The 24,358-nt window shown below is 72.6% G+C and carries 24 protein-coding genes and 3 tRNA genes; 12 read left to right on the top strand and 15 right to left on the bottom strand.

The window, feature by feature from the left end; all coding sequences use genetic code 11:
• Positions 1-194: 194 nt before the first annotated feature.
• Positions 195-437, top strand: a complete 243-nt coding sequence (locus H7A69_RS10455; protein WP_182046960.1) for a DUF4190 domain-containing protein — start codon at positions 195-197, stop codon at positions 435-437.
• Between the two features lie 25 nt (positions 438-462).
• The gene (locus H7A69_RS10450; RefSeq protein WP_182046959.1) at positions 463-1,356 is read left to right on the top strand and encodes a serine hydrolase domain-containing protein; all 894 of its coding nucleotides are present in this window, start codon (positions 463-465) and stop codon (positions 1,354-1,356) included.
• Between the two features lie 23 nt (positions 1,357-1,379).
• On the opposite strand, the gene H7A69_RS10445 is transcribed toward H7A69_RS10450, so the two are convergent.
• Positions 1,380-1,844 (bottom strand): MarR family winged helix-turn-helix transcriptional regulator, encoded by a 465-nt coding sequence (locus H7A69_RS10445; RefSeq protein ID WP_182046958.1) that lies wholly within the window; start codon positions 1,842-1,844, stop codon positions 1,380-1,382.
• A gap of 119 nt (positions 1,845-1,963) precedes the next feature.
• On the opposite strand from H7A69_RS10445, the gene H7A69_RS10440 reads away from it, so the two are divergent.
• Both H7A69_RS10440 and H7A69_RS10435 read left to right on the top strand, forming a co-directional pair.
• On the top strand, positions 1,964-5,503 hold the full coding sequence (locus tag H7A69_RS10440; protein WP_182046957.1) for a proline dehydrogenase family protein: 3,540 nt from the start codon (positions 1,964-1,966) through the stop codon (positions 5,501-5,503).
• Positions 5,504-5,538: 35 nt separating this feature from the next.
• A complete protein-coding gene (locus H7A69_RS10435) occupies positions 5,539-5,751 on the top strand; it encodes a hypothetical protein (RefSeq protein ID WP_069711812.1) in 213 nt (70 codons plus the stop codon).
• 45 nt (positions 5,752-5,796) lie between these two features.
• Here H7A69_RS10435 and H7A69_RS10430 read toward each other — a convergent pair whose 3' ends face one another.
• Together H7A69_RS10430 and H7A69_RS10425 are read right to left on the bottom strand one after the other, a co-directional pair.
• Positions 5,797-6,162, bottom strand: a complete 366-nt coding sequence (locus H7A69_RS10430; protein WP_182046956.1) for a hypothetical protein — start codon at positions 6,160-6,162, stop codon at positions 5,797-5,799.
• Entirely contained in the window at positions 6,159-7,154 is a 996-nt protein-coding gene (locus tag H7A69_RS10425) for an SDR family oxidoreductase (protein ID WP_182046955.1), read from the bottom strand. The genes H7A69_RS10430 and H7A69_RS10425 overlap by 4 nt, the downstream gene beginning before the upstream one ends.
• A gap of 83 nt (positions 7,155-7,237) precedes the next feature.
• Between H7A69_RS10425 and H7A69_RS10420 the strand changes: the two genes are divergently transcribed.
• The gene (locus tag H7A69_RS10420) at positions 7,238-7,852 is read left to right on the top strand and encodes a hypothetical protein (protein WP_182046954.1); all 615 of its coding nucleotides are present in this window, start codon (positions 7,238-7,240) and stop codon (positions 7,850-7,852) included.
• Positions 7,853-7,870: 18 nt separating this feature from the next.
• Here the strand turns inward: H7A69_RS10420 and H7A69_RS10415 are convergent, their stop codons facing one another.
• The 6 genes from H7A69_RS10415 to H7A69_RS10390 all read right to left on the bottom strand — a co-directional run bounded on the left by H7A69_RS10415 (position 7,871) and on the right by H7A69_RS10390 (position 13,400).
• Positions 7,871-9,142 carry a phosphatidylserine decarboxylase family protein gene (locus H7A69_RS10415; protein ID WP_182046953.1) on the bottom strand — a complete coding sequence of 424 codons (1,272 nt, stop codon included), beginning with the start codon at positions 9,140-9,142 and terminating at the stop codon, positions 7,871-7,873.
• A 102-nt stretch (positions 9,143-9,244) separates the two neighbouring features.
• The gene (locus H7A69_RS10410) at positions 9,245-10,879 is read right to left on the bottom strand and encodes a hypothetical protein (protein ID WP_182046952.1); all 1,635 of its coding nucleotides are present in this window, start codon (positions 10,877-10,879) and stop codon (positions 9,245-9,247) included.
• Positions 10,880-10,962: 83 nt separating this feature from the next.
• On the bottom strand, positions 10,963-11,718 hold the full coding sequence (locus tag H7A69_RS10405; protein WP_182046961.1) for a YqjF family protein: 756 nt from the start codon (positions 11,716-11,718) through the stop codon (positions 10,963-10,965).
• A 2-nt stretch (positions 11,719-11,720) separates the two neighbouring features.
• On the bottom strand, positions 11,721-12,551 hold the full coding sequence (locus tag H7A69_RS10400; protein ID WP_182046951.1) for a nitroreductase family protein: 831 nt from the start codon (positions 12,549-12,551) through the stop codon (positions 11,721-11,723).
• A gap of 3 nt (positions 12,552-12,554) precedes the next feature.
• Positions 12,555-12,938 carry a hypothetical protein gene (locus tag H7A69_RS10395; protein ID WP_182046950.1) on the bottom strand — a complete coding sequence of 128 codons (384 nt, stop codon included), beginning with the start codon at positions 12,936-12,938 and terminating at the stop codon, positions 12,555-12,557.
• Positions 12,939-12,962: 24 nt separating this feature from the next.
• Entirely contained in the window at positions 12,963-13,400 is a 438-nt protein-coding gene (locus tag H7A69_RS10390) for an Lrp/AsnC family transcriptional regulator (protein ID WP_058741615.1), read from the bottom strand.
• A gap of 239 nt (positions 13,401-13,639) precedes the next feature.
• On the opposite strand from H7A69_RS10390, the gene ddaH reads away from it, so the two are divergent.
• Together ddaH and rocD are read left to right on the top strand one after the other, a co-directional pair.
• Positions 13,640-14,527, top strand: coding sequence for a dimethylargininase (ddaH, locus tag H7A69_RS10385; protein WP_182046949.1), 888 nt, complete (start codon positions 13,640-13,642; stop codon positions 14,525-14,527).
• Positions 14,528-14,529: 2 nt separating this feature from the next.
• Positions 14,530-15,837: an ornithine--oxo-acid transaminase gene (rocD, locus tag H7A69_RS10380; RefSeq protein ID WP_182046948.1), complete on the top strand. Its 1,308-nt coding sequence runs from the start codon at positions 14,530-14,532 to the stop codon at positions 15,835-15,837.
• A gap of 70 nt (positions 15,838-15,907) precedes the next feature.
• On the opposite strand, the gene H7A69_RS10375 is transcribed toward rocD, so the two are convergent.
• Positions 15,908-16,903, bottom strand: a complete 996-nt coding sequence (locus H7A69_RS10375) for an SDR family oxidoreductase (RefSeq protein ID WP_182046947.1) — start codon at positions 16,901-16,903, stop codon at positions 15,908-15,910.
• 58 nt (positions 16,904-16,961) lie between these two features.
• Positions 16,962-17,486 (bottom strand): hypothetical protein, encoded by a 525-nt coding sequence (locus H7A69_RS10370; protein ID WP_182046946.1) that lies wholly within the window; start codon positions 17,484-17,486, stop codon positions 16,962-16,964.
• Positions 17,487-17,687: 201 nt separating this feature from the next.
• On the opposite strand from H7A69_RS10370, the gene H7A69_RS10365 reads away from it, so the two are divergent.
• Positions 17,688-18,698, top strand: a complete 1,011-nt coding sequence (locus H7A69_RS10365; RefSeq protein ID WP_182046945.1) for an aldo/keto reductase family protein — start codon at positions 17,688-17,690, stop codon at positions 18,696-18,698.
• 72 nt (positions 18,699-18,770) lie between these two features.
• Here H7A69_RS10365 and H7A69_RS10360 read toward each other — a convergent pair.
• From H7A69_RS10360 to H7A69_RS10350, 3 genes are all read right to left on the bottom strand, one after another.
• A tRNA-Phe gene (locus H7A69_RS10360) sits at positions 18,771-18,843 on the bottom strand.
• Between the two features lies 1 nt (position 18,844).
• Positions 18,845-18,921, bottom strand: a tRNA-Asp gene (locus H7A69_RS10355).
• A gap of 58 nt (positions 18,922-18,979) precedes the next feature.
• A tRNA-Glu gene (locus H7A69_RS10350) sits at positions 18,980-19,052 on the bottom strand.
• Positions 19,053-19,307: 255 nt separating this feature from the next.
• Here H7A69_RS10350 and H7A69_RS10345 point away from each other — a divergent pair.
• On the top strand, positions 19,308-20,591 hold the full coding sequence (locus tag H7A69_RS10345) for a M23 family metallopeptidase (RefSeq protein WP_182046944.1): 1,284 nt from the start codon (positions 19,308-19,310) through the stop codon (positions 20,589-20,591).
• Positions 20,592-20,624: 33 nt separating this feature from the next.
• Positions 20,625-22,124: an NlpC/P60 family protein gene (locus tag H7A69_RS10340; RefSeq protein WP_182046943.1), complete on the top strand. Its 1,500-nt coding sequence runs from the start codon at positions 20,625-20,627 to the stop codon at positions 22,122-22,124.
• A gap of 87 nt (positions 22,125-22,211) precedes the next feature.
• On the opposite strand, the gene H7A69_RS10335 is transcribed toward H7A69_RS10340, so the two are convergent.
• Entirely contained in the window at positions 22,212-22,703 is a 492-nt protein-coding gene (locus H7A69_RS10335) for an inorganic diphosphatase (protein ID WP_182046942.1), read from the bottom strand.
• 51 nt (positions 22,704-22,754) lie between these two features.
• Here H7A69_RS10335 and tilS point away from each other — a divergent pair, with 51 nt between their 5' ends.
• Positions 22,755-23,777: a tRNA lysidine(34) synthetase TilS gene (gene tilS / locus H7A69_RS10330; RefSeq protein ID WP_182046941.1), complete on the top strand. Its 1,023-nt coding sequence runs from the start codon at positions 22,755-22,757 to the stop codon at positions 23,775-23,777.
• 16 nt (positions 23,778-23,793) lie between these two features.
• A complete protein-coding gene (gene hpt, locus H7A69_RS10325) occupies positions 23,794-24,345 on the top strand; it encodes a hypoxanthine phosphoribosyltransferase (protein WP_069711827.1) in 552 nt (183 codons plus the stop codon).
• Positions 24,346-24,358: the final 13 nt, after the last annotated feature.

Raw genomic sequence — 24,358 nt, 5'->3', positions numbered from 1 at the left:
AAGACCGACGCCGTCAAGGGTGGCCTGCTCGTCGGCACCGCCACCATCACCGCCCAGATCAAGTAACACCCAGCACCACCAGCGGGACACCACCGCAGCACCACGACGCGAAGGCGCCGCCCCCGGACCCGGGGACGGCGCCTTCCGTCGTACCCCGACCCCGCCTCCCAGCGCCTCGACGACAGGATGGAGTGGTGACCGCACCCCAGGACGTGACCCCGAGGGTCAACACACTCGCCGTCGTCGCCTTCGTCCTCGTCTTCTTCGTCGCCTTCGTCGGGTCGATCGTCGGGTTCCTGGCCCTGCGCGACATCGACAGGACGGGGGAGGGCGGTCGTGCACTCGCTCTGTGGGCGATCGTCCTCGGCTTCGTCTTCACCGCGTTCAACATCGTCGTCGGGGCCCTCGTCCTCGTCTCGATCCTCCGCCAGGGTTGAGGGGTCCGGCCGCGATGATGGTGCTGTGAACACCGCCGAACTCGTCCGCGACGCCGTCGTCGCCGAGGTCGAGCGCACCGGCTTCCGGGCGCACGGCCTGCACGTCCTCGTGGGCGACGACACCGCCGAGCACCAGTGGAGCGCCGACGTCCGCCGCGACGTCCACTCGGTGGCGAAGGGCGTGGCCGTCCTGGCCGTCGGGGTCGCCGTCGGGGACGGTGTCGTCGCGCTCGACCAGCCCGTCGGCGCACTGCTGCCCGACGTGCGACTCGGTCCGGGCGTGCAGGACGTGACCCTCCGGCACCTCCTCACCATGACGAGCGGCATCGACATGCCGTGGTCACCGACCCAGGCGACGGACTGGCCCGACCTGGCGCGGGAGTTCCTCGGACGTCCCACCCCGGGTCGCCGGTTCCAGTACGCGAACGCCAGCACGTACACCGCCGTCCGGGCACTCGCCGAGCGGGTCGGGGACGTCGGCGCCTTCGTGCAGGACCGCCTGTTCACCCCGCTCGGCATCGCCGACGTCGTGTGGGACCGCGATCCGCTCGGTCACGTCGTCGCCGGTGGGGGGTTGTGGCTCCGGACCGCCGAGGTCGCGCGCATCGGTCGACTCCTCCGCGACCGGGGGACCCTCGACGGGCGACCGCTCGTGCCCGCGGCGATCGTGGACGCGATGCACGGCGACTGGGTGACGGCCGGGTCCTCGCCCGCCTACGACCGCTACGCCCTCGCCGGGTGGGGCGGGCCCGGACGGCTCTGGCGGCTGCACGGCGCGTACGGGCAGCTCGTGGTCCTCGATCCCCTGGCCGACGCGGTGGTGACGCTCACCGCCGACGACCACGAGCGGGCGGACACCGTCGCCGCGGCGGTGGCGCGGGTGCTCGCCGACGTCGCGTCCTCGCCCTCCGGGCGATGACGGGCTGGACTGCCGGGTCCCGGTCAGTCCTCTGGGTCCACGGGGCCGAGTGCGTCGAGGAGGCGGTGGGAGACGGACCGCAGGGTGTCCGCGTCGGTCCCCACGGGCCTCCAGAACAGCTGCTCGAGCGCCGCGGTGTGCGCGCGGATGCCGGCCAGCACCGCACGGCGGCCCTCGGTCGTCATCGTGACCCAGCTGCCCCGACCGTCGGTCGGGCAGTCGGCCCGCTCGACGAGGCCGCGACCGACCATCCGGGTGACCTGGTGGCTGACCCGGGACTTCTCCCAGCCGATGCCGGCGGCGACGTCACGTACCCGGAGTCGGCGGTCCGGAGCGCGCTGGAGACCGATGAGGATCTCGAACTCGGGGATCGAGATCCCGGCTCCCTCCTGCACCGCGTGGTCGAGCGCGCGGTCGAGTCGCCGCCAGACGTCGTGGAACGCGTCCCACGTCGCCCAGTCGTGCCCTGCGCCACCGTCGTCCGCCATGACCGCCAGCGTAGCCAGCAGCGGACGTCCCGAGCACACGGTCGATCCGTCCGGCTCGCTCCGAGTCGGCACCCGGCGTACTCAGAGGTCACGTCGGGGGGCCGGAATACGATCGCTCCATGCCCTCCCCGCACCTCCGTGACTGCACCGACGACGTGGTGGCACGGGCTCAGGGGTGGATCGACGCCGGCCGCGGTGTCCGGACGGACCCCGCTGCTGCCCGCCTGGCCGAGCTGCTCGCCGACCCGCGCGGGCGCGACTTCGCGCGGGAGTTCGTCGACGTCGTCGTCCGGCCGGAGGACCCGCGGGTCGTCGCGCGCAACCTGGAACGGGCGAGCCGCTCGGTGCCGGAGGACCTCGCGTGGTGGCTCCGTGGGGCGGTGACGGTCGGCGGCGGCTTCGCGACGATGGCGCCGTGGGCCGTCGTGCCCTCGGCGCGCCGCGTCCTCCGTCGACTCGCCGGACACCTCGTCGTCGACGCGACCGGCGCCAGGACCCCGGCGGCCCTGGCGCGGGTGGGCGGACCCGATACCCGGGTCGACGTCGCCCTGCTCGGCCCGGCCGTCCTCGGACCCGTCGGGCGCGATCGGCGGCTCGCGGCGATCACCGAACTCGTGCAGCAGGACGTCGACGCCGTCTCGGTCGACCTCGACGCGGTGCTGCCGTCGACCTCGCCGTGGGACCTCGACGCGGCTGTCGCCGACGCCGTCGAGCACCTCGCACCGCTCGTGCGCACCGCCGCGGGTCGTCCGACCCCACCGGTGGTCACGCTGCAGAGCGGACGGGCGGACGACCTCGAGCGGACCGTCGGGGTGTTCTGCGCCCTGCTCCGGCTCGACGGCACCGCTGGGGTCACCCTCGGCGTGACCCTGCCGGCCGAGCTGCCCGAGTCGCTCGACGCGCTCGACGAGGTGACGGCCCGGGCGCAGGACCGCCGTGCCGCCGGGGGAGCGCCCGTCCGGGTCCGCCTCGGCACGGGCACGCTCCTCGCGACCGAACGGGTGGACGCCGTCCTGCAGAGCCGCCCGCTCGCGGTCACCGCCGACCGCCTGGCGACGGACACCGCGTTCCTGCGACTGCTCGACCGGGCGATCGACCCCGAGCGCACCGACGCCGTGCACGTCGGGGTCGCCACCTCCGACCCGTTCGCGCTGGCGGCCGCGTCCGTCCTCGCCGAACGCCGCGGTGTGCTCGACGCGGTGGAGCCCGAGGTCCTCCTCGGCACGACCCGCCTCGCGGACGCCCTCCGCGGTTCCTTCGGCCGGGTCGTCGTCCGCGTCCCGCTCGTCCGCCCCGACGAGTACGACGCTGCCGTGCCGTTCCTCGCCCGGCGCCTGCGCGAGGTCGCGGACGGCGTCGCCAGCACGTCCGACGGTGACGACGCAGCCGCTGACGACCGCGGGCTGGCCGCGCACGTCGATGCCGTCGCCGCACTCGTCCGTCCGGCACCGACCTCCCGTCGCATCCAGGACCGTCGCCGGCCTCCCGGCGACCCGGTGCTGCTCGACCGGTCCGGCAGCACGCCCGACACCGATCCCTCGGTCCCGGGGAACCGCGAGTGGGCAGCCGAGGTCCTCGCCCGCGTGCCGGGGTCCCAGCGCGGTGCCGCCACCATCCGCGCCGCGCGCACCACAGACCGCGGGCGGCTCGAGCGGATGATCGCCCGCACGGCCTCGGCCGGGGCGAACTGGGGCCGGCAGGAACCGGAGGACCGGGCGGAGCTCTTCGACCTGATCGCCCACGCCGTCGAACGCCACCGTGCCGACCTGGTCGAAGTGGTCGTCTCCGAGCTCGGGTTCACGCTGGCCGAGGCCGACGGCGAGGTCAGCCGCGCCGTCGACGCAGCCGTGCACGCCGCCGACCGCACCCGGCACCTGGTCGACGTCACGGGAGCGCAGCCTGCACCACCGCGGCTCACCGTGGTCGTGCCGTCGTGGAGTGCCCCGCTCGTCGACGCCGCCGACGGCGTCCTGACGGCACTCGCCGCCGGGAGCGGTGTGGTGCTGCAGCCCGCGACCGCCGCGCGCCGGGCCGGTGCCGTGTTCGCCGAGGTGCTCTGGGACGCCGGGGTGCCCCACTCCCTGCTCCAGCTCGTCGACCTCGACGGCAGCGACCTCGCACGGGACCTCATCGCCCACCCCGCCGTCGACCGGGTCGTGCTCACCGGGGCACCGGAGACGGCGCGGTCCTACCGGTGGTGGCGGGCCGACCTGCCCCTCGTTGCCGAGCTGACCGGGGTCGTGACGGCGGTGGTGACCCCGTCGGCCGACCTCGACCAGGCGGCGCGCGACGTCGTGGCGTCGGCGTTCGACCGTGCCGGGCAGTCGGCGGCCGCCGTGTCGTTGCTCGTGCTCGTCGGGTCCGTCGGCGAGAGCGACCACTTCCGCGACCAGCTCGCCGATGCGGTCCGTGGGTTGCGCACGGCGTGGCCCACGGACCCCTCCGCGCAGGTCGGGCCGCTCGTCGCCGAGCCGTCCGGTCCGGTCCGCACGGCGTTGACCGAGCTGCGGCCGGGGGAGTCGTGGCTCGTCGAACCCGCCGCCCTCGACGACTCCGGGCGACTGTGGTCCCCGGGCGTCCGGGAGGGCGTGCGCCCCACTGCCGACCACTCCCGGGCCGCCGTCCCCGCTCCCGTGCTGGACGTCGTCCGCGTCGACACGCTCGAGGACGCGCTCGCCCTGCAAGAAGCCGTCGACGGCGGCTCCGTCGCGGCCCTGCACACGCTCGACCCGGACGAGGTCGCCACCTGGTCGGACCGCACCCGGGCCGGCTTGCTCGTCGTCAACCGCCCGACCACCGGCGCCCGACCCGGGCGACAGCCGGTCGGCGGGTGGCGGCGGACCGCGGTCGGACCCACCGTGCACCGCGGTGGTCCGCTCGCCGTGCTCGGTGCGGACCGCTGGCGGCCGACGGCGCGCACCGCCCAGCGCAGCATCCAGCTGCAGGGACTCGGGAACCGCGTGACGGCGGTCATCGAAGCCGCGCGCGCCGGGCTGTCGTTCGAGGAGTTCGACCGGGTCCGTGCGGGTGCCGAGAGCGACGCGGCAGCGCGTGCGGCCCTCTACGGTCGCTCACGGGACACGGCCGACCTCGTCGTCGAGCGGAACGTCATCCGGTTCCGGCCGCAGTCCGTGGTCGTCCGTCAGTCGACGGGCGTCGGTGCCGGTGACCTCGTCCGCGTGCTCGTCGCGGCGACCGCGGCACGGGCGCACGTGCTCCTCAGCACCGCCCGCCCGCTGCCGGCCGAGCTGCTGCCGCTGTTCTCCGCCGCGCGGTCCCCGCTCCACGTCGTCGACCAGCTGGTCGAGGACGACGCAGCGTTCCTGGCCCGTGCCGCGTCCGGCGCCCTGCTGCAGGACGACTGGTCGGACGGGGCGGAGCAGGACCTCGACCCGCTCGACCTCGTCCTCGCCCAGGGTGTCGAGCGGCGACGCCACACGGCGTTCGGCGGCCCCGGTTCCCGTGTGCGGCTGCTCGGCGGCGACCCGCGTGCGCTCGAGGCTGCGCTCGGAGCCGGGACGGACACGACGATCCACGACGACCCGGTGGTCGAGTCCGGCCTGGTCGAGATGCTGCACTTCCTGCGCGAGCAGACCGTGTCCGTCGCGGCGCACCGGCACGGCGACGTCTCGACGGCGTTCAGCCGGCTGCGGCTCTGAGCGGTCGCCGCGGTGGGCGGCGTACCGTCCGGGGCATGAACGCACGAGCGAACGACGACGAGGTCCAGACCGCCCCCGTGATGGACGGCGCCACCGAGGCCACCAACGAGGAGAAGCTCTCCGGCCTGGTGGAACAGGTCGAGCACGACCACGGCGACGAGGGTGCCGGGGCCATGGCCGACCACCTGCGGGACCGCATGGACGAGACCGGTGTCGAGGACGAGGGACCGGTCACCGAGGTCGAGTAGCGGTCGGGCCGCGGCCGGCTGTCCGCCGGCCGCGGCGACCGAGGGTCACCGTCGGCCGGGGCGACGCCGTCCCGTGCCGACGAGCCCGACCTCGAGCGCCGTCAGGACGATCGCGACCACGAGCTGCCGGACGGCGAACCCGCGGGTCTGCCGGTCGAGCGCGATGAGCGGCACCATCGAGACACCGTGCGTGGCGTCCACGGCAGCGCCGAGCACGTGTGCCTCGGGGGAGCCCGCGCGGACGAGCAGTGCCGCCTGGCCGAGCTGCCGCACGCCGAGGACCCGACCGAAGACGGCGACCCGCCCCGTAGAACCGCGCGACGCGATCAGGTGAGCGATCCCGATGCCCGCGCGGAGTCCCTCGACCCAGCGCGCACGCTCGGTGCGTGCCCGGCGGCTGCGGCGGCTCATCGGCGCTTCCCCGCGGCGATCGCGAGCGCTCCGGCGGCACCGAGTGCCGCGCCGATGATGCCGTTGCCGAGTCGGCGGTGCTCCACCCACCAGGTCTGCGGTGACCACGCGTGCGCCGAGTCGTCGAAGACACCGTGCGCGCCGTGATCGCCCGCCACCGGCTCGTAGAGGTTGGTCGGCAGGGACTCGCCGTCCTTCTGCTCGGCCTGCTGCCCGCTGACCAGGGTCTTCGCGGCGTACCAGTCGGCGAAGCGACCGCTGATCCGGTTGCCGAGGATCGTGTAGACGGTCGATTCACCGACCCAGGTGCGGCGTCGGGGCCGCTCGGCGGTGGCAGCGATCGCGCGTGCGCCGACCTCGGGCTGGTAGATCGGGGCGACCGGCTGCGGGTGGTGCGGCAGCAGCGACTTCACCCAGTTGAACTGGACCGTGTTGAGCGCGGGCATGTCCACCCGGCTCACGGCGACCTTGCTCCCCTGCGCGGAGAGCTCCGACACGACCGACTCGGTGAAGCCCACGATCGCGTGCTTCGAGCTGCAGTAGGCGGACTGCAGCGGGATGCCGCGGAAGCCCAGCGCCGACCCGACCTGGATGACGTGACCGCGGTCGCGAGGGACCATCCGCGACAGTGCCGCGCGGGTGCCGTGCACGAAGCCGAGGAAGTTCACGTCGAGGGCCCGCTCGAAGTCGTCGGCCTCGGTGTCGAGGAACCGTCCGAAGACCCCGACCATCACGCAGTTGACCCACAGGTCGATCGGGCCGAGTTCCTGCTCGGCGCGGTCGGCAGCGGCCTCTACCGCCTGGCGGTCGGCGACGTCCGCGACCAGCGCGAGCCCGCGACGTCCGGCGGCCTCGACCTCGGCGACGGCGGCCGCGACCCCGTCCTCCCCGCGGGCGAGGACGGCGACATCCCACCCCCGCGCGGCGAGCTCGCGAACGGTCGCCCGTCCCAGTCCAGCCGAACCACCGGTCACCACTGCCACGCGCGTCATGCTGTCCGTTGTACGCGGAGCACGGTCACCGCCGACTCAGCGGGCGTCCCCCGGCACAGCACCGCGGGGAGCATGATGGCGCAGTGGAGACGCGCGACGAGGACCCGGTCGAGGAGGCACCGCCCGGCTGGGTGCTGCGCACGCCCACGCGGTGGCGAGAGGTCTGGGTCCTGCCACTGCTGGCACTCGGCGTCGCCGCGCTGATGATCGTCGCCGGGTCCGCCTCCGCGGACGTGCTCGCGCGGGTGCCCTGGGTGACGGCCGCGGTCGTGATGTCGGCCGGCGCGGTCGCGCTGGCGGTCGCGGGCTGGCGAGCGTACCGGGACCAGACCCGCGGCGCCTCGTGGGACCTGCACCGGACGGCGGTCCTGGCGGGTGTCGCGAGCGGCGCCGTGGTGATGGTCGCGAGCCTGGTCGCCGGTGGCGCGATCGGTGTCGCGACGGGCGCCCTCGGTGGGCTGCCGACGATCATGTGGTCCGCGCGTTCGATCACCCGTTTCGATCGTACGGCGGTGTCGGTGGCGTGCACCGTCGTCGCGGTGGTGTCCCTGGTCCTGGTCGTCGTCGGGCTGACGGTCGACGTCGTCCCGCACGGGCGCGCGACGGTCTGGGCCGGGGTCGCGCCGCTCGTCGCCGTCATCACGGCGGTGTTCGCGTTCGTGCAGTTCCGCGCCCTCGCCCGCACGCCGTCGGATTGACCGCAGGAGGGCGGGCGATCAGTCGGCCGCCGCCCGCCTCGCCGTCGCCAGGTGCGACCGCACGTGCAGCAGCACCGGCTCCTCGTCCGGTGCCTGCGGCAGCGCTCCGAGCGAGAACGACTCCACGACGTCCGGCCCGAACAGCACGCACACCGAGGACCCGCCGAACTGGAAGTACCCCAGCTCGTCGCCCTTGCCGACCCGGGCGCCCGGCTCGATGCCGTCGCCGATCACGCAGGACGACACGTCCGACATCCCGATGAACACGACCGCGACGGTGCCGATGGTCGGGTCGTCCGCGTCGACGAGCACGATCGCCCGAGTCGCGACGTGCGCCAGGTACCCCTGGGACAGCTGGGGTTCGGCGGCCTCGGCTCCCTGCGACGACGCCTCGGAGTAGTAGGTGCCCGGCTCGACCCAGGCGCGGAGGATCGTGCCGCCCACCGGGCTGTGCCAGCGGTGGTACTCGAGCGCGCTCAGGAACGCCTGCCACACCGTCCCGTCCACGAACAGGTCGGTGGCCTCGTCGCCGGCGAGCAGCTCCTCGACCGAGTACGGCTCGGCCTTCGCCCAGAACGCGTCGCGCCGGTGCACGCGGCTCGCGATCCGGTACGGCGTGGCCTCGCAGGGACTGACCACGACGGCGTCGTCGTCCGGAGCGGCCACGGGCCGCTCGCCGTCCTGCAGGCGACGGGTGAAGAAGTCGTTCCAGGAGCGGAAGCCCCCGTGCTCGTCGTCCGGGTCGTGGGCGAACTGGTCCAGGCCGACCGCGCGACGAGCTGCGTCGCTCAGCCACCCCGACGGCGCGTCGACGAGCACTCCGAGCGACTTGTCGCTCGACAGGAAGTCGCACCATCCCTGCAGGACCGCGCGGAGCGCGTCGTTCACCCGGGGGTCCCGGTAGAACGCGAAGCCGGCCGGGGTGGCCTTCGTCCAGTCGAGCACACCGTCGAGCGGCGTCATCACCATCTGCTCGTCGCTGTACTCCGGTGCGGACGTGATCACCTCGTCGACGAGTTCGAGCAGCTCGTCGAACGACTCGAGGTGCCGGTCCTGGTACTCGCGACCGGTGGGGACCTGCTCGATCATCTGGTGCGCGTGCATCCGCAGCACCGGATCACCCTCGACGAGGTCCCGGAGGGCGGACACCGCGGGGTGCAGCGCGCGGTCAGGATCGCGGTGCTGGTGGCGGTCCCGGCGACCACGGAGCCACGCCTCGAGTCCCGACTGGTCCTGCGGGAGCCATCCGGCTCGTCGCCGGACGTCCTGCTGGTGCGATGCTCCGGTCACCTCACGCACGTTACTCACGCGCGGGGGAGGCCGTCCCAGCGCCGCGACGACGGGACCCCGCCGATCGCAGCGATCGGCGGGGTCCACGTGGAGGTGGTCAGGTCACCCTTCGACGGTGACCTCCGTGGTCGTGACCCGGTTCCACAGACTGCCGTGTGGCTTTTCCTTGGCGAGGAACGTGAGCTTGTACTTGCCGGGCGTCTGGTAGATCTTCGCGGCGAAGTGCCCGTCCTTGACGGCGAACTCGCCGGCGCGCTTCCCGTTCTCGAGGACCAGCACGGACTCGCCGGGTGCCGTGCCCGTGTACGTGACGAAACCGTCCCGGTCGAGCTGCACCGAGCCGGACTGGTCGACAGAGAGCTCGGTGGCCGGCGTCTCGTTGCCGTCGCCGGGCTGCTGGCTGTCGTCGCGGACGACGTACCGGAGCGTGGTCCGGGCGACGGGTGCGCCCTGTTCGGTGCCGGAGAGGGCGATGGACGCGATCCGCCCGCCGGGCTTGGTGGCGGGGACGTCGACCGACCAGTGGCCGCCTCGGACCTCGGTGGTGGTCTGGGAGCCGTTGTCGAGGTCGCGGACGGTGATCCACCCGCCGGAGGCGCGGCCGGAGAGGGTGACCTTGCCGTCCTTCGGGGTGAGCTCGGCGCCCTGCTGCTGGTCGAGGCGCAGCGACGCGGGGTCGACCTGCCCGCCGTTGCCGTCGCCGAGCTGCTGGCTGTCGTCGCGGACGATGTACCGGAACGTGGCCTGGGTGACGGGGGCACCCTGTTCGGTGCTGGAGAGGGCGATGGACGTGATCTGCCAGCCGCGGGTGGTGGCGGGGACGTCGACGGACCAGTGGCCGTCGTGGACCTCGGTGGTGCCGAGGGTCTTCCGGTCGGCGTCGCGGACGGTGATCCACCCGCCGGAAGCGCGGCCGGAGAGGGTGACCTTGCCGTCCTTCGGGGTGAGTTCGGCGCCCTGCTGCTGGTCGAGGCGCAGCGACGCGGGGTCGACCTGCCCGCCGCTGCCGGAGCCGCCACCGGAGCCGCCGTCGGAGCCACCGCCCGTACCCCCGTCCGAGCCACCGAACGTGTAGTGGTCGTCGGACTCGAGCGATCGCTTCTCCCCGAGCACCTGCGAGGCCCGCACCTGGTTCTCACCCCCGCGGAACTCGACGGACACCGTGGCGACCCCGTCGTCCGATGCCCGCGCGGCCGTCGAGTGCCCGTTCGCGACGACGGTCACCTCGGCACCCGGCACTGCTTCGTACCGCATCTCGTGGATCAGTTGACCGTGCTGCACCGCACGGGAGATCTCGGTCAGGCGCCCCTCCGAGCTGAGGTCGAGCGGCGCGGACAGGGGGAGGCCGCTGAAGTCCACGTCGACGGCGCGTTCCGTCGAGGACTGCCCGGTGTCCACCGCGTAGTGCGCCGAGTCCTGACCGTTCGGCTTCACCTGGAAGACGATCGGCTTCCGCGAGTCACCGCTCTTGGCATCGACGATCTCGCCCGACGGGTCGATGAGCCGCACCACCGTGGGTGCGTCGACCGTGACGCGCACGTCGACCCACTGCAGGTCACCGACCCGCATCGGGGCCTGCTGGACGTCGGTGATGCCGGCGCGGGCGGTCGACGCGGACGACGCGGCGGCACGCGCGGGCTGCCCGGGGGCCGCGAACGCGCTCGCGCTCGTGGCGCCGACGGCGAGGCAGCTCGCGAGGACCACGGCGGATCCGACGGCGAGGGGACGGAGGTTCATGCTGTTCCTTTCACGAGGACGGAAGTCCCCGAAAGGCTACGTATCTGAAATACCTCTCCTTGTGATCATCCCGCGTGTGATGGTCACCGCCCGATCCCGAACCGCGTCGTCACCCCCGGCGAGTACAGCACCGAGTCCGGCTCGAGCCCCGACAGCCCGAACGGCAGCCCGGCGGCACCGAGCAGGTCGTCCTGCAGCCGTCGGACGGTGGCCCGGTGCAGCGGCCACGGTTCGTGCTCGTTCGGCCAGAAGCGCGTCGCGCCGAGCCGTCGCACGTGCATGCCCCACCGTGCCGTGAGGAAGGTCTCGAGCGGGGTCGGCGCCGTGACCTCGTCGCCGATCGCGACCTCGATGCGCGACCGCAGGCGGGTGCCGTGCCGCCGCATCGCGTAGGCGATGCGCCCGGCTCCGCGACGCCGCTGCGCGACCGCCCACCAGTAGGGCAGCCCGGTCGCGACGCGCGCCCCGACCGTCGGCGCGAGCTTCCCCGCGTCGAGCGACAGGAACACGACCCCGTGCCGTCCACGGTCGTCGACCGTGTAGACACGCACGTTGATCTCGACGAAGTCGCCGACGCGGCCGACGGAGACGGGCGGGAACCGGGTGTCCTCGAACGAGAACGCGATGAGGCCCACCCAGGTGGTCGTCCCGTCGTCGACGCCGTCGGCCCCGAGGGTGTCCGGTCGGACGCCCTTCGGCAGCAGCGGCGCGACGGCGGACGCGTCGACCCGCCAGTGCACGAAGACGACGTCACGCCACGCCTGCTCGATCCAGGGGCGGCCCGGCAGGCCGGGGGCGACGGACGGGAGGCCGGGCGCACCTCCGGCGGGCTGGCTCATGGTCACGGGTCACTCCTCTCCGCGGGCTCGCCCGCCTCCGACACGTCGTCCCACCCGGTCTGCGGGGTCGCGCAGGTCCCGCGGAACACGTACTGCGACGGGCGCTTCCGTTCGTTCGACACCCAGTCGATGGCGGGTCGTCGGCGCTCCGGCGGCAGGTACCCGATCCGGTACACGGCCATGAGTTCGAGCTCCGGCGGGACGGCCAGCAGGTCCTCGACCTCGGCCCACGCCTCCTCGATCTCCATCGGGAACGACACGAACTGGATCCCGAGGCCGAGCTCGGTCGTCGCGAGCCAGACGTTCTCCATCGCCGCGCCCATGCTGAAGACGGAGTAGAAGGCGTTGCGCGCCTCCTTCCGGTACTCGTCGCGGTCGAGCATCACGCCGAGCAGGAGCGGCGAGCCGGCGACGAGCTTCCGGTTCTCCTCGCCGAGGGTCTGCGGGACGCGCAGCGTGTTCATGAGCAGCTGGCCGCGACGGGTGAAGACCTGCTTCGTGAAGGGCCTGAGCGGTCCGGGGAGCTTGTCGAACAGCATGCCGTCGCGCCGCTCGTCCATCTCGGCCTGCGAGAACCGGAAGTACGGCCGGTAGCGGCTGAAGAACGACCCCTCGGCCATGGTCCGGGTCATCGATCGTCCGCTGATGTCCGCGATCCGGTCGATCGTGTCGCGCTCCTCGACGATGACGAACCGCCACGGCTGGCTGTTGAGCTGCGACGGTGCCCGCCCGGCGAGCTCCACGAGGAGCCGCTGGTGCTCCTCGGACACCGGGTCGGGCAGGAACGCCCCGTTGGTCGTCCGTCGTCGTCGGATCGCCTCGAACAGCTCCACGGATCACCCTCCTCGCCGGCCGCGTGCGAGCAGCGCCCCCAGGTAGGACGGTGCCGCGGCGACCGCGACCTTCCAGTGTGCTCCGGCACGGGGGTCGGTGCGTGGAGCGACCGCGAGGGGGACGAGCGCGGGCAGCAGGAACAGGGCGGTCCGGTCGCGCGTCCAGAGCGGGGTCGTCGCGGCGGCACCCGTCAGGGCGGCGGTGACGACGAACAGGCCGTGGTGCACGACACGGAGCTTCCTCGTCCGGATCACCCGGACCGCGACCGCGGTGCCCCAGAGGCAGTTCGCCAGGTAGGCACCGGTCGCCGCGGTGACCAGACGTCGGGCCGCCGGCGGACGCGTGGGAGCCGTGCCGTGCCTCCCGGCCGTCCTCCTGCGTCCCACGACCGCGACCCTACGCGCGCCGCGTCAGGCGGACTCGCGGCTCACGAGCTTCGACAGGACGATCGCGCTGCGCGTGTGGTCCACCTGCGGTGCGAGGCGCACCCGGTCGAGCGCGAGCTCCAGTGCCGACAGGTCCCGCGACCGCATGTGCACGACGGCGTCGGCGCTGCCCGTGACCGTGCCGGCGTCGACGACCTCGGGCACGGTGTCGAGCAGCGTGCGGAGCTCGTCGGGGGAGACGGTGCCGCGGCAGTACAGCTCGACCCAGGCCTCGGTGCCGCGGTCCTCGACGGCGGGGTCGACCTTGATCGTGAAGCCCTGGATCACGCCGTCGGCGACGAGCCGGTCGACGCGGCGCTTGACGGCGGAGGCCGAGAGTCCGACCACCGACCCGATGTCGCCGTACCCGGCGCGGGCGTTCTCCCGGAGCTGGTCCAGGATGCGGTGGTCGAGGGTGTCCATCGCCGAACATCGTACGCGGGCTTCTTGCGAGGCAGCCGGGTCCGACGCATGAATCGTGCGTCACCCGAACGGGTGCCAGCCGAGATCCAGTCGTGACCCGACGCGGGCGCCCATCCGTGCGAGGATCGCAACGGCGTCGACCTGGTCCGCTGCGGTGAGTGAGCCTGCATCTCGCCGGAGCTCTTCACGAGTGGTGGTTCCTGGCAGGCTCGGGCCCCGGTCCCTTCCAGGAGGAACTGATGTCGAACACCGCAACCGAACCGCAGGCAGCACCGGCCCGTGTCGCCACGAAGCGCACGATCCTGATGTGCAAGCCGACGCACTACACGGTGAGCTACCGGATCAACCCGTGGATGCACCCCGAGGAGCCGACCGACACGTCGAAGGCCGTCGAGCAGTGGCAGTCGCTCGTCGACGTCTACGAGCAGCTCGGCTTCGACATCTCGTACATCGAGCCGATCGAGGGTCTGCCGGACATGGTCTACGCGGCCAACGGCGGCTTCGTGCTCGACGGCGTCGCGTACGGCGCGAAGTTCCAGTACCCCGAGCGCCAGCCCGAGGGTCCCGCCTACATGGACTGGTTCCGCAGCGCCGGCCTCACCGTCGCCGAGCCCGAGGAGACCAACGAGGGCGAGGGCGACTTCCTGCTCATCGGCGACACGATCTTCGCCGGCACCGGGTTCCGCTCCGACAGCACCTCGCACGAGGAGCTCGCCCGCATCTACGGCCGCGAGGTCGTCACCCTCAAGCTGATCAACCCGAGCTTCTACCACCTCGACACCGCCATCGCCGTGCTCGACCCGGAGCCCGACGCGTCCGGCCGGTCGAACATCGCCTACCTGGAGAGCGCGTTCGACGAGCCCGCGCTGGCGATCCTGCGCGAGCGCTTCCCGGACGCGATCATCGCGACCGAGGAGGACGCCGCGATCCTCGGCCTCAACTCGTACTCCGACGGCTACAACGTCGTGATTGCCTCGCGTGCGACGACCTTCGCCGAGCAGCTGCGCGAGAAGGGCTACAACCCGATCGGCGTCGACCTGTCCGAGCTCCTGCTCGGCGGCGGCGGCGTGAAGTGCTGCACGCTCGACCTGCACCCCGTCGGCACCGGCACCTCGGTCGCGCGGTAGCCATGGGCACCACGACCGGAGCCGGCACCCACCAGGGTGCCGGCGCGTTCGGCGACGCCAGCGCACTCGGTGACGCCAGCTCGCTCGGTGACGCCAGCTCGCTCGGCGACGCCACAGCAGCCGCCCTCGCCGTCGAGGACCGCTCCCTCGCCCACAACTACAGCCCGCTGCCGGTCGTCATCGCGTCCGGCGAGGGTGCATGGGTGACGGACGTCGACGGCAGGCGCTACCTGGACGGACTCGCCGCCTACTCTGCGGTGAACTTCGGCCACGGCAACCCCCGCCTGCTCGACGCCGCACGCGCCCAGCTCGACCGGGTGACCCTGACGAGCCGCGCGTTCGTGAACGACCGGCTCGGCCCGTTCGCGTCGGCGCTCGCCGCGCTGACCGGCACCGACCTCGTGCTGCCGATGAACACCGGTGCCGAGGCCGTCGAGTCCGCCATCAAGGTCTCGCGTGCCTGGGGCTACCGCGTCAAGGGCGTCCCGGCGGGGCAGGCCACCATCGTGGTCGCATCCGGGAACTTCCACGGGCGCACCACGACGATCGTGTCGTTCTCGGACGACCCCTCGGCCCGCGAGGACTTCGGCCCGTACACGCCGGGCTTCCGCACGGTGCCGTACGGCGACGCCGAGGCCCTCCGGGCGGCGATGGACGAGACCGTCGTCGCCGTGCTGCTCGAGCCGATCCAGGGCGAGGGCGGGGTCGTCATCCCGCCCGCCGACTACCTGCCGGCCGTCCGCGAGGTCTGCGACGAGTTCGGCGCGCTGTTCGTCGCCGACGAGATCCAGTCCGGGCTCGGCCGCACCGGGCACACCCTCGCGGTCGAACGCGTCGGCGTCCGGCCGGACCTCATCACGCTCGGCAAGGCCCTCGGCGGTGGCATCGTCCCGGTGTCCGCGGTCGTCGGCTCCCGCGAGGTGCTCGGCGTCCTCCGTCCGGGCGAGCACGGCTCGACCTTCGGCGGCAACCCGCTCGCCGCCGCCGTCGGCGCCGAGGTCGTCGCGATGCTCGACGAGGGCACGTTCCAGCAGCGCGCGCTCGAGGGCGAACCGCTCCTGCGCGGGCTGCTCGACGAGCTCGTCGGCAAGGGCGTCGTGGCGCACCGGGTCGCCGGGCTGTGGGCGGGGATCGACATCGACCCCGCGCTCGGCACCGGCAAGGAGATCGCGCACGACCTGGCCGACCGCGGCGTGCTCGTCAAGGACACGCACGGCTCGACGATCCGTTTCGCCCCGCCGCTCGTCGTCACCGACGACGAGGTCCGTCTCGCGATCGGGACCCTCGGCGAGGTGCTGGCCGCGCGCTAGACGCGACCGCCCGACGGACGGGAGGCGCGGTGCCAGCCGGCACCGCGCCTCCCGTCCGTCCTGCCGCGCGTCAGCGCACCTGCCACCGCTCCACGAGCTGGTCCATCAGCCCGTCGAGGTGCTCGTCCGTCACCTGGCGGGACGGATCCGCGTCGAACCACGCCACGATCTCCCGCGCACCCTGCCGGATCGACGTCGACTGCGCGAACTCCGGCACGAGCGTCTGCACCTTCGTGTTGTCGAACACCGAGGTGTTCGCCTTGTCCCCGAGCAGGCTCGCACCCCACTCGGCGTCGAGGGCGTCGATCGCGTCGGCGGGGACGTGCACGAGCTGCAGGTCCTCCACGCCGGCGGCGGCCGCGAGCTCGTGGGCGATCTGGTTCCAGGTCGGCGCCTCGTCACCCGTGATGTGGAACGCCTCGCCGATCGCCTCGGCACGGTCGAGCAGCCCGACGAACCCGACCGCGAAGTCCCGCGCGTGCGTGATCGTCCACAGCGAGCTCCCGTCGCCGGTCACCACGGCCGGCTTCCCCGCGCGCATGCGACCGAGCACCGTCCACCCGCCGGAGAACGGCACGAGGGTCTCGTCGTAGGTGTGGGACGGACGGATGATCGTCATCGGGAAGTCGTCCTCCCGGTAGGCCTTCGTGAGCAGGTCCTCGCACGCGATCTTGTCGCGGGAGTACTGCCAGAACGGGTTCTTCAGCGGCGTCGACTCGGTGATCGGCAGGTGCGTCGCGGGCGTCTGGTACGCCGAGGCCGACGAGATGAAGACGTACTGGTTCGTCCGCCCCGTGAACACCTCGACGTCCCGCTGCACCTGGTCGGGCGTGAACGCCACGAAGTCGATGACGACGTCCCAGCGCTGGTCGCCGATCGCCGCCTCGAGCGCGGCGCGGTCCGACACGTCGGCCTGGAGGCGCGTGACGCTCTCCGGGATCGGCCGCTTGTCGGTCGTGCCCCGGTTGAGCACGGTGACGTCGAACCCCTGCTCGACGGCTTCGCGGACGCACGCGGCGCTGATGATGCCGCTGCCGCCGATGAACAGCACGCTCGGTCCCGACATGGATGCTCCCTTGCTCCCGGCGGTGCCGCTGTGCACCGCGCCCCTGCGATCCTGCCCCTCAGTCGCTGGGTCGGGCGTCGAGGACGGCGCGGAGCGACGTCGTGTCGGCCGCCCACTCCGCAGCGACGGGGTGGATCCAGCCGAGCAGCTCCAGCGCGTCGTCGAGGTCGCGGCGGAGGTCGCGCTGGTGGATCGGTTCGTGGTGGGCGGCGCGGTTCCTGACGAAGTGCAGCTGCTGCATCCGAGCACGGACCTCCCGCTTGACGCGACCATGGATCTCGGGCCGTCGTCCGTTCCGGCTCGCGCGTGCTCGGGCCTTGTCCAGGTCGAGACGTCCCTGCTGGTCGAGATGCACGGCATCGAACCAGGTCGGTGCACCGCGTCGAGCCGCCCAGACGCCGAGCTCCCGGTCCAAGGAGTTGCGCGCGACGACCTCGACGATGCCGGTCAGTTCCAGGACGGCTGCCGCGGCGCGCATGTTCCACTCGTACAGGCGGATCGCGGACGTCAGATCCGGGCACCGCGCCGTGTAGGACCGCAGGCGCTCCGGCGTCAGGAGCGCCGGGAGATCTTGGTGAAGCATCGGTTCCCTTGTACGATGGGTGACGAAGACCCCGGAACGATCACTGGCCTCGGCCACATCGCCGGGGTTTCGTCTTGCCCCGGACCACTGATACTTCACCGTACCTGCCGCACGGCGAACGGTGGAAGCGGTTCGGACTTCGCGGACTACCGTCACGGGTCGGGGCGCACCGACGCGCTCCACGACAGGAGTGACACGCACATGGAGTACCGCTACCTCGGCAACTCGGGCCTCAAGGTGTCCGAGATCACCTACGGCAACTGGCTCACCCACGCCTCACAGGTCGAGAACGACGCGGCGATCGCCTGCGTCCGTGCCGCGCTCGACGTCGGCATCTCGACGTTCGACACCGCCGACGTCTACGCGAACACCGGCGCCGAGACCGTCCTCGGCGAGGCCCTCAAGGGGGAGCGGCGTCAGTCGCTGGAGATCGCGACGAAGGTCTTCGGTCCGACCGGTCCGAAGGGCCACAACGACACCGGGCTGAGCCGGAAGCACATCCTCGAGTCGATCGACGGGTCGCTCGAGCGCCTGCAGACCGACTACGTCGACCTCTACCAGGCGCACCGCTTCGACCACGAGACCCCGCTCGAGGAGACGATGCAGGCGTTCGCCGACGTCGTGCGACAGGGCAAGGTGCTCTACGTCGGCGTCTCGGAGTGGACCGCCGAACAGCTCCGCGCGGGTGCGGCCCTGGCGAAGGAGTTGGGCTTCCAGCTCATCTCGAACCAGCCGCAGTACTCGGCGCTCTGGCGGGTCATCGAGGGCGAGGTCGTCCCGACCTCGGAGGAGCTCGGCATCTCGCAGATCGTCTGGTCCCCGATCGCCCAGGGCGTCCTGACCGGCAAGTACCAGCCCGGTCAGCCGCTGCCCGAGGGTTCCCGTGCCACGGACGACAAGGGCGGCGCGAAGATGATCGAGCGCTTCATGAACGACGAGGTGCTCACCGCCGTGCAGGAACTCGGGCCCGTCGCCGACGAGCTCAGCCTGTCGATGGCGCAGCTCGCGGTCGCGTGGGTGCTGCAGAACCAGAACGTGGCATCGGCGATCATCGGTGCCTCGCGTCCGGAGCAGGTGCACGACAACGCCGGCGCTGCCGGGGTGCAGATCCCCGCGGAGCTGATGTCCCGCATCGACGACGCCCTCGGGTCGGTCGTCGAGCGTGACCCGGCGAAGACGAACGACAGCAGCCCGAAGACCCGCGAGGCCTAGGCCCGGTTGCGTCCCCGGGGACCGCCCGGGAACGCAAAAGAGCCCCTCACTCTCGTGAGGGGCTCTTCACCGTGGCTGGACACGGCATCGATCCGTGGACCTTTCGATTTTCAGTCGAACGCTCTACCAACTGAGCTATCCAGCCGTGGCGACCCTGACGGGACTTGAACCCGCGACCTCCGCCGTGACAGGGCGGCACGCTAACCAACTGCGCTACAGGGCCATGTTGTGTTGTGATTACTGCTTCGGTGTTGCTCGGTTGCTTGCTCACTCACGTGGAGTGACCCCAACGGGATTCGAACCCGTGCTGCCGCCGTGAAAGGGCGGTGTCCTAGGCCACTAAACGATAGGGCCGCAAGCTGCGCCGTGCGCTACCGATGGACAAGCATACGGATGCCCTGCGAGGTGTGCAAATCGAACGCCTCCGAGCGTGCATCTCCGGCGTGTCGCGCCGTCCCGTCCCGGACCGGCACGTCCCCGGTGCCACCATCGGGGCGTCCTGGCACCCTCGCTCGGGGGTGTCCGCCGTGTGACTGCTGTTGTTACTGTTGCGTCTGTTGACAGCGTCACGTGCGCGAGCCCCGCCGTGCCGTTACGAAAACGAGACAGATGTCGAAATCCCTCACCTCCCTCCGCCCCCGCCGCCGCGTGATCGCCGCCGCGGTCGCCGTCGTGCTCACCGCCGGGGCCCTCGCGGCCGTCGGTCCGGTGACCGCCGCCTCGGCCGCCGGGTACCCGAGCTGGTCCGACGTCGAGCAGGCCAAGGCGTCGAAGGACGCGCAGCAGGCGAAGGTGACGGAGATCAAGGCGCTCCTCGACGACCTCACGTCGAAGGCGTCCGCCGCCCAGGCCTCGGCCGCAGCGGCGGGCAAGGCGTACCAGGACGCACAGACGAAGTACGACGCCGCGACCCTCGAGCAGCAGACGCTGCAGGATCAGGCGGACGAGGCCGAGCGCACCGCGAAGCAGTCGGAGGCGCAGGCGGGTCAGCTTGCCGCACAGCTCGGTCGCGCGAGCGCGAACGACGTGACGACCGACATCCTCACGCACCCTTCGGCGTCCGGCGACCTGCTCTACGAGCTCGGCGCGATGTCGAAGCTGTCGGAGCAGGCGGACGGCATCTACTCCCAGGCCTCGCAGGACCGCGGGGTCGCCCAGGGTCTCGCCGACCGTGCCGAACAGGCGAAGGAGGCCCTCGGGGCCCTCGCCGAGGCCGCCCAGGCGAAGATGCAGGCCGCGCAGGACGCCGCCGACCGCGCCCAGACCGCGGTCGACGCCGAGGCCGACAACAAGACCCGCCTCGAAGCGCAGCTCACCCTGCTGACGACGAACGCGAAGAACGTCGAAGCGGCGTACGACAAGGGCGTCGCCGCCGAGAAGGCGCGGCGGGCAGCAGCCGAGGCCGCGGCGGCCCGGCAGGCGGCCGCGGCGGCGAAGGCAGCGGCCACGAGCCAGGGCGGCGCCGGCGGTGGGACGCCGAACTCCTCCGGGTGGGTCCGTCCCGCCGGCGGCTACCAGACGAGCCCCTACGGCTACCGCGTCGACCCGTACACGCACTACCGCGCCCTGCACGCCGGGGTCGACCTCGCGCCGGCCTGCTACGCCCCGATCTACGCGGCACACTCCGGCACCGTGACCTTCGCGGCGAACGGCGGCGGCTACGGCAACGAGGTCGTGCTCGACAACGGCGGCGGCATCTCCACCGCCTACGGGCACATCGTCGACGGCGGCATCCTCGTGTCCGTCGGGCAGCACGTCGAGGCCGGGCAGCAGATCGCGAAGATCGGCTCCACCGGTTGGTCGACGGGGTGCCACCTCCACTTCGAGACCCGGGTGAACGGCTCCGCCGTCGACCCGGTCCCCTTCATGGCAGCGCGGGGGATCTCGGTATGAGCAACAGCGCCGTCGAGAGGCCCTGAGCACGACATGAAGCCCTCCCCCCGCCACCGCACCGCGTGCACCGCGGTCGTCGCCGTCCTCGGCATCGGTCTGTCGGTCGTGCTGGCCGGTCCCGCGCAGGCCGCGCCGTCGGCCCCGAGCTGGGACGACGTGCGCGAGGCCAAGGCGGACACCGCCCAGGCCCAGCAGACGGCGGACGAGCTGAGCGCCCGACTGCAGACCCTGCAGGACGCCGCGGACTCGGCGCAGGTGGCGGAGCTCCAGGCGGGCCAGGACTACGCGATGGCGGCGTCCGAGCAGCAGGACGCGAAGGACACCCTCGACGACCTGACCGCGCAGGCGAAGCGCGCCGGTGCACGAGCGGACGAGTCGGCGGCGCAGGTCGCGGGGCTCGTCGTCGAGCTCTCGCGCACGGGTGGCGGGGACCTCTCGACCTCGATGCTCGTCGACGCGTCGGACGCGAAGGACCTGCTCTACCGCGTCGGCACGGTCTCGCACCTGTCCGAGCGCTCGGCCCGGGTCCTCGCCCAGGCGCAGGCCGACCAGAACACGGTCGAGTCGATCGCCGCGCAGCAGCAGGCCGCGACCACCGCCCTGGCCGAGGCGACGCGGAAGTCGGAACGCGCGCTGGACGAGGCGAACGCCCTGGCGGCTGCGGCGAGCGGCCGGGTCGAGCAGCAGCAGGCCAAGCAGTCCGAGGTGCTGGAGCAGCTCGCGTTCCTCAAGGGCACGAGCGTCGCCACCGAGACGGCGTACTGGGACGCGCAGCAGGCCGCCCGCGCCGAGCAGCAGCTCGCTGCCCGGGCCGGCGGGGGCAGCACGAGCAACGGCAACAGCAACGGCAACGCGGATGGTGGCGGCGCCACGACGACCGCGCCGAGCGCCGGCGGGCAGCCGAGTGGTGGCGGCACGAGCACCGGGACCGACCCGTCGTCGCCGAGCGTCCCGTCGCGACCGGCCACGAGCACGCCGACCACGAGCACACCCAGCACGCCGACCTCGAAGCCGTCGAGCCCGAGCGCCCCGGCGCCCGCGCCCGCCCCTGCTCCGGCCCCCGCGCCCGCTCCGAAGCCCGCCCCCGCTCCGAAGCCGGCGCCCGCTCCCGCCCCGGCACCCGCTCCCGCGCCGAGTGCGAGCAAGGCCGCCGGCGCCATCGCGTACGCCCGCGCGCAGATCGGCGACGCCTACGTCTTCGGCCAGGCCGGCCCGAACCAGTGGGACTGCTCGGGACTGGTGATGATGGCCTACAACTCCCAGGGCATCGCCACGGGCGGCCACAACGTCGTCTGGCAGTACAACCACTTCGCGTCGATCGGCCGCTTGGTCCCGCTGTCGCAGCGGCAGGCCGGCGACATCCTGTTCTACTCGTCCAACGGCTCGGTCAGCGGGGCGTACCACGACTCGATCTACACCGGTGGCGGGATGATGGTCGAGGCCGCCAACCCCACCCGCGGTGTGCTCGAGCGGGCGATCTGGACCCCGAGCCAGCTCCTGCCCTACGTGGCCCGTCCGAGCGGCTCGATGTAGCCGGGCCACGGACACCGAGACGACCGACACGAAGAACGGCGCCCGCCCTCCGACCGGAGAGCGGGCGCCGTTCGCGTGCGCGGAGCGTCAGTGACCGGCGGGCACGTACGCGGCCTGGCCGGCCTGCACGATCGCCTCGGCCTCGGCGGCGTCGCCCCAGCCCTCGGCCTTGACCCACTTGTTCGGCTCGAGGTCCTTGTAGCGCTCGAAGAAGTGGGCGATCTCCTTCTTGGTCTGCTCGTCGACGTCCGAGATGTCCTGGATGTGCTGCCAGCGCGGGTCCTTCGCGGGGACCACGAGGACCTTCGCGTCGTTGCCGGCCTCGTCGCTCATCTTGAAGACGCCGACCGGACGGACCTTGACGCCGACACCCGGGAAGGTCGGGTACTCGAGCAGCAGCAGCGCGTCCACGGGGTCGCCGTCGTCGGCCAGGGTCTCCTCGAAGAACCCGTAGTCGGTCGGGTAGACGAACGAGGTGAACAGCACGCGGTCGAGGTACACGCGACCGGTCTCGTGGTCGACCTCGTACTTGTTGCGGCTGCCCTTGGGGATCTCGACGACGACGTCGTACGCGGTCATGGTGCGCTCCTGGTCTCATGTGCGGGAAGAAAGCGCGGCTAACGTTACCGGGTGATCTCTCCGCGTCCCCGGTTGGACCCCGCCGTCGCAGCGACCCGCCTCGCGGTGCGGACGCTGCTCGCGCAGGCACTGGTCGACGGGGTCGTCCGGTCGGGCGACCTCGTGACGGTCGCGCTGAGCGGCGGACCGGACTCGCTCGCGCTCGCCGCGGCCACCGCGTTCGAGGCGCCGAAGCAGGACCTGCGTGCCGGCGCGGTCGTGGTCGACCACGCGCTCCAGGCGGGCAGCGAGGCGGTGGCGACCCGCGCCTCCCGGCAGGCCGCGGCACTGGGACTCGACCCGGTGACCGTCCGGCGGGTGGCCGTCGGTCCGGACGGCGGTCCGGAGGGCGCCGCACGGGAGGCACGGCACGCCGCCGTCACGGACGTCGCGTCCGCCACCGGGTCACCGCTCGTGCTCTTCGGGCACACCCTCGACGACCAGGCCGAGACGGTGCTGCTGGGCCTGCTGCGCGGCAGCGGGCCGGACGCACTGTCCGGCATGCCGCCGCTCGCGCGGCGGACCGCGGGGCCGGCCTACGGCCGCCCGCTGCTCGGGCTCCGGCGGCACGTGACCCGTCAGGCGTGCGCCGCCGCGGGGCTCGTGCCGTGGGACGACCCGCAGAACGACGACCCCGCGTACGCCCGGGTGCGGGTCCGGAGCAGCCTGCTGCCGACCCTCGAGCGTGAGCTCGGTCCCGGCGTGCCCGAGGCCCTCGCGCGCACGGCCGAGCAGCTCCGCGAGGACGCCGCCGCCCTCGACCACTTCGCCGAGGAGATGGCCGAGGACCTCGCCGAGCACTCCGAGGCCGGCATCTCGCTGTCCGTGCCCGAGCTGCTCGCGAACCCGCCGGCCCTCCGGCAGCGGCTCGTCCGGCTCGCGGTCGAGAGCGAGTTCGGCGTGACGCTCTCCCGGGTGCAGACGCTCGAGGTGTGCCGGCTCGTGACCGACTGGAGCGGGCAGGGACCGATCGACCTGCCGGGCGTCCGGGCGACACGGGAGGGCGAGCGGGTGGCCTTCACCGCCGCGTCCTGACCGTTACCCTGGACCGGTGGAACTCTCCGACGTCCAGGCAGACCTGTCCGAAGTGCTCTTCACCCCCGAGCAGATCGACGCGAAGCTCGCCGAGCTCGCCGCGGTGGTCGACCGCGACTACGCGGGCAAGGACCCGCTGCTCGTCGGTGTGCTGAAGGGCGCCGTCATGGTGATGGCGGACTTCTCGCGGCACCTCAAGATGCAGGCGCGGATGGACTGGATGGCGGTGTCCTCGTACGGCTCCGGCACGAAGTCGTCGGGCGTCGTGCGGATCCTCAAGGACCTCGACACGGACCTGCACGGCCGCGACGTCATCATCGTCGAGGACATCATCGACTCCGGCCTGACGCTGTCGTGGCTCAAGCAGAACCTGGCGTCCCGTGGTGCCGCGAGCGTCGAGATCGTCGCGCTGCTCCGCAAGCCCGAGGCCGCGAAGGTCGAGGTCGACGTGAAGTACGCCGGCTTCGAGATCCCGGACGCGTTCGTGGTCGGCTACGGCCTCGACTACGACGAGCGCTACCGGAACCTGCGCGGCATCGGCGTCCTCGCACCGCACGTGTACTCCTGACGGGGGGCGGGCG

Source organism: Curtobacterium sp. ME26 (assembly GCF_903970945.1).
Classification (GTDB): domain Bacteria; phylum Actinomycetota; class Actinomycetes; order Actinomycetales; family Microbacteriaceae; genus Curtobacterium; species Curtobacterium citri.
The sequence above is the reverse complement of the archived record's forward strand: the minus strand, read 5'-3'. Positions and strand labels throughout refer to the sequence as shown.

What these genes read in the sequence shown, in the direction of transcription:
- H7A69_RS10440 (WP_182046957.1), top strand. Translation starts at nt 1,964, where the DNA reads ATGCCCTCCCCGCACCTCCGTGACTGCACCGACGACGTGGTGGCACGG.
- H7A69_RS10405 (WP_182046961.1), bottom strand. Translation starts at nt 11,718, where the DNA reads ATGAGCCAGCCCGCCGGAGGTGCGCCCGGCCTCCCGTCCGTCGCCCCC.
- rocD (WP_182046948.1), top strand. Translation starts at nt 14,530, where the DNA reads ATGGGCACCACGACCGGAGCCGGCACCCACCAGGGTGCCGGCGCGTTC.
- H7A69_RS10445 (WP_182046958.1), bottom strand. Translation starts at nt 1,844, where the DNA reads ATGGCGGACGACGGTGGCGCAGGGCACGACTGGGCGACGTGGGACGCG.
- H7A69_RS10410 (WP_182046952.1), bottom strand. Translation starts at nt 10,879, where the DNA reads ATGAACCTCCGTCCCCTCGCCGTCGGATCCGCCGTGGTCCTCGCGAGC.
- H7A69_RS10365 (WP_182046945.1), top strand. Translation starts at nt 17,688, where the DNA reads ATGGAGTACCGCTACCTCGGCAACTCGGGCCTCAAGGTGTCCGAGATC.
- H7A69_RS10345 (WP_182046944.1), top strand. Translation starts at nt 19,308, where the DNA reads ATGTCGAAATCCCTCACCTCCCTCCGCCCCCGCCGCCGCGTGATCGCC.
- H7A69_RS10340 (WP_182046943.1), top strand. Translation starts at nt 20,625, where the DNA reads ATGAAGCCCTCCCCCCGCCACCGCACCGCGTGCACCGCGGTCGTCGCC.
- H7A69_RS10375 (WP_182046947.1), bottom strand. Translation starts at nt 16,903, where the DNA reads ATGTCGGGACCGAGCGTGCTGTTCATCGGCGGCAGCGGCATCATCAGC.
- H7A69_RS10390 (WP_058741615.1), bottom strand. Translation starts at nt 13,400, where the DNA reads ATGGACACCCTCGACCACCGCATCCTGGACCAGCTCCGGGAGAACGCC.
- H7A69_RS10435 (WP_069711812.1), top strand. Translation starts at nt 5,539, where the DNA reads ATGAACGCACGAGCGAACGACGACGAGGTCCAGACCGCCCCCGTGATG.
- H7A69_RS10335 (WP_182046942.1), bottom strand. Translation starts at nt 22,703, where the DNA reads ATGACCGCGTACGACGTCGTCGTCGAGATCCCCAAGGGCAGCCGCAAC.
- H7A69_RS10370 (WP_182046946.1), bottom strand. Translation starts at nt 17,486, where the DNA reads ATGCTTCACCAAGATCTCCCGGCGCTCCTGACGCCGGAGCGCCTGCGG.
- H7A69_RS10430 (WP_182046956.1), bottom strand. Translation starts at nt 6,162, where the DNA reads ATGAGCCGCCGCAGCCGCCGGGCACGCACCGAGCGTGCGCGCTGGGTC.
- H7A69_RS10425 (WP_182046955.1), bottom strand. Translation starts at nt 7,154, where the DNA reads ATGACGCGCGTGGCAGTGGTGACCGGTGGTTCGGCTGGACTGGGACGG.
- ddaH (WP_182046949.1), top strand. Translation starts at nt 13,640, where the DNA reads ATGTCGAACACCGCAACCGAACCGCAGGCAGCACCGGCCCGTGTCGCC.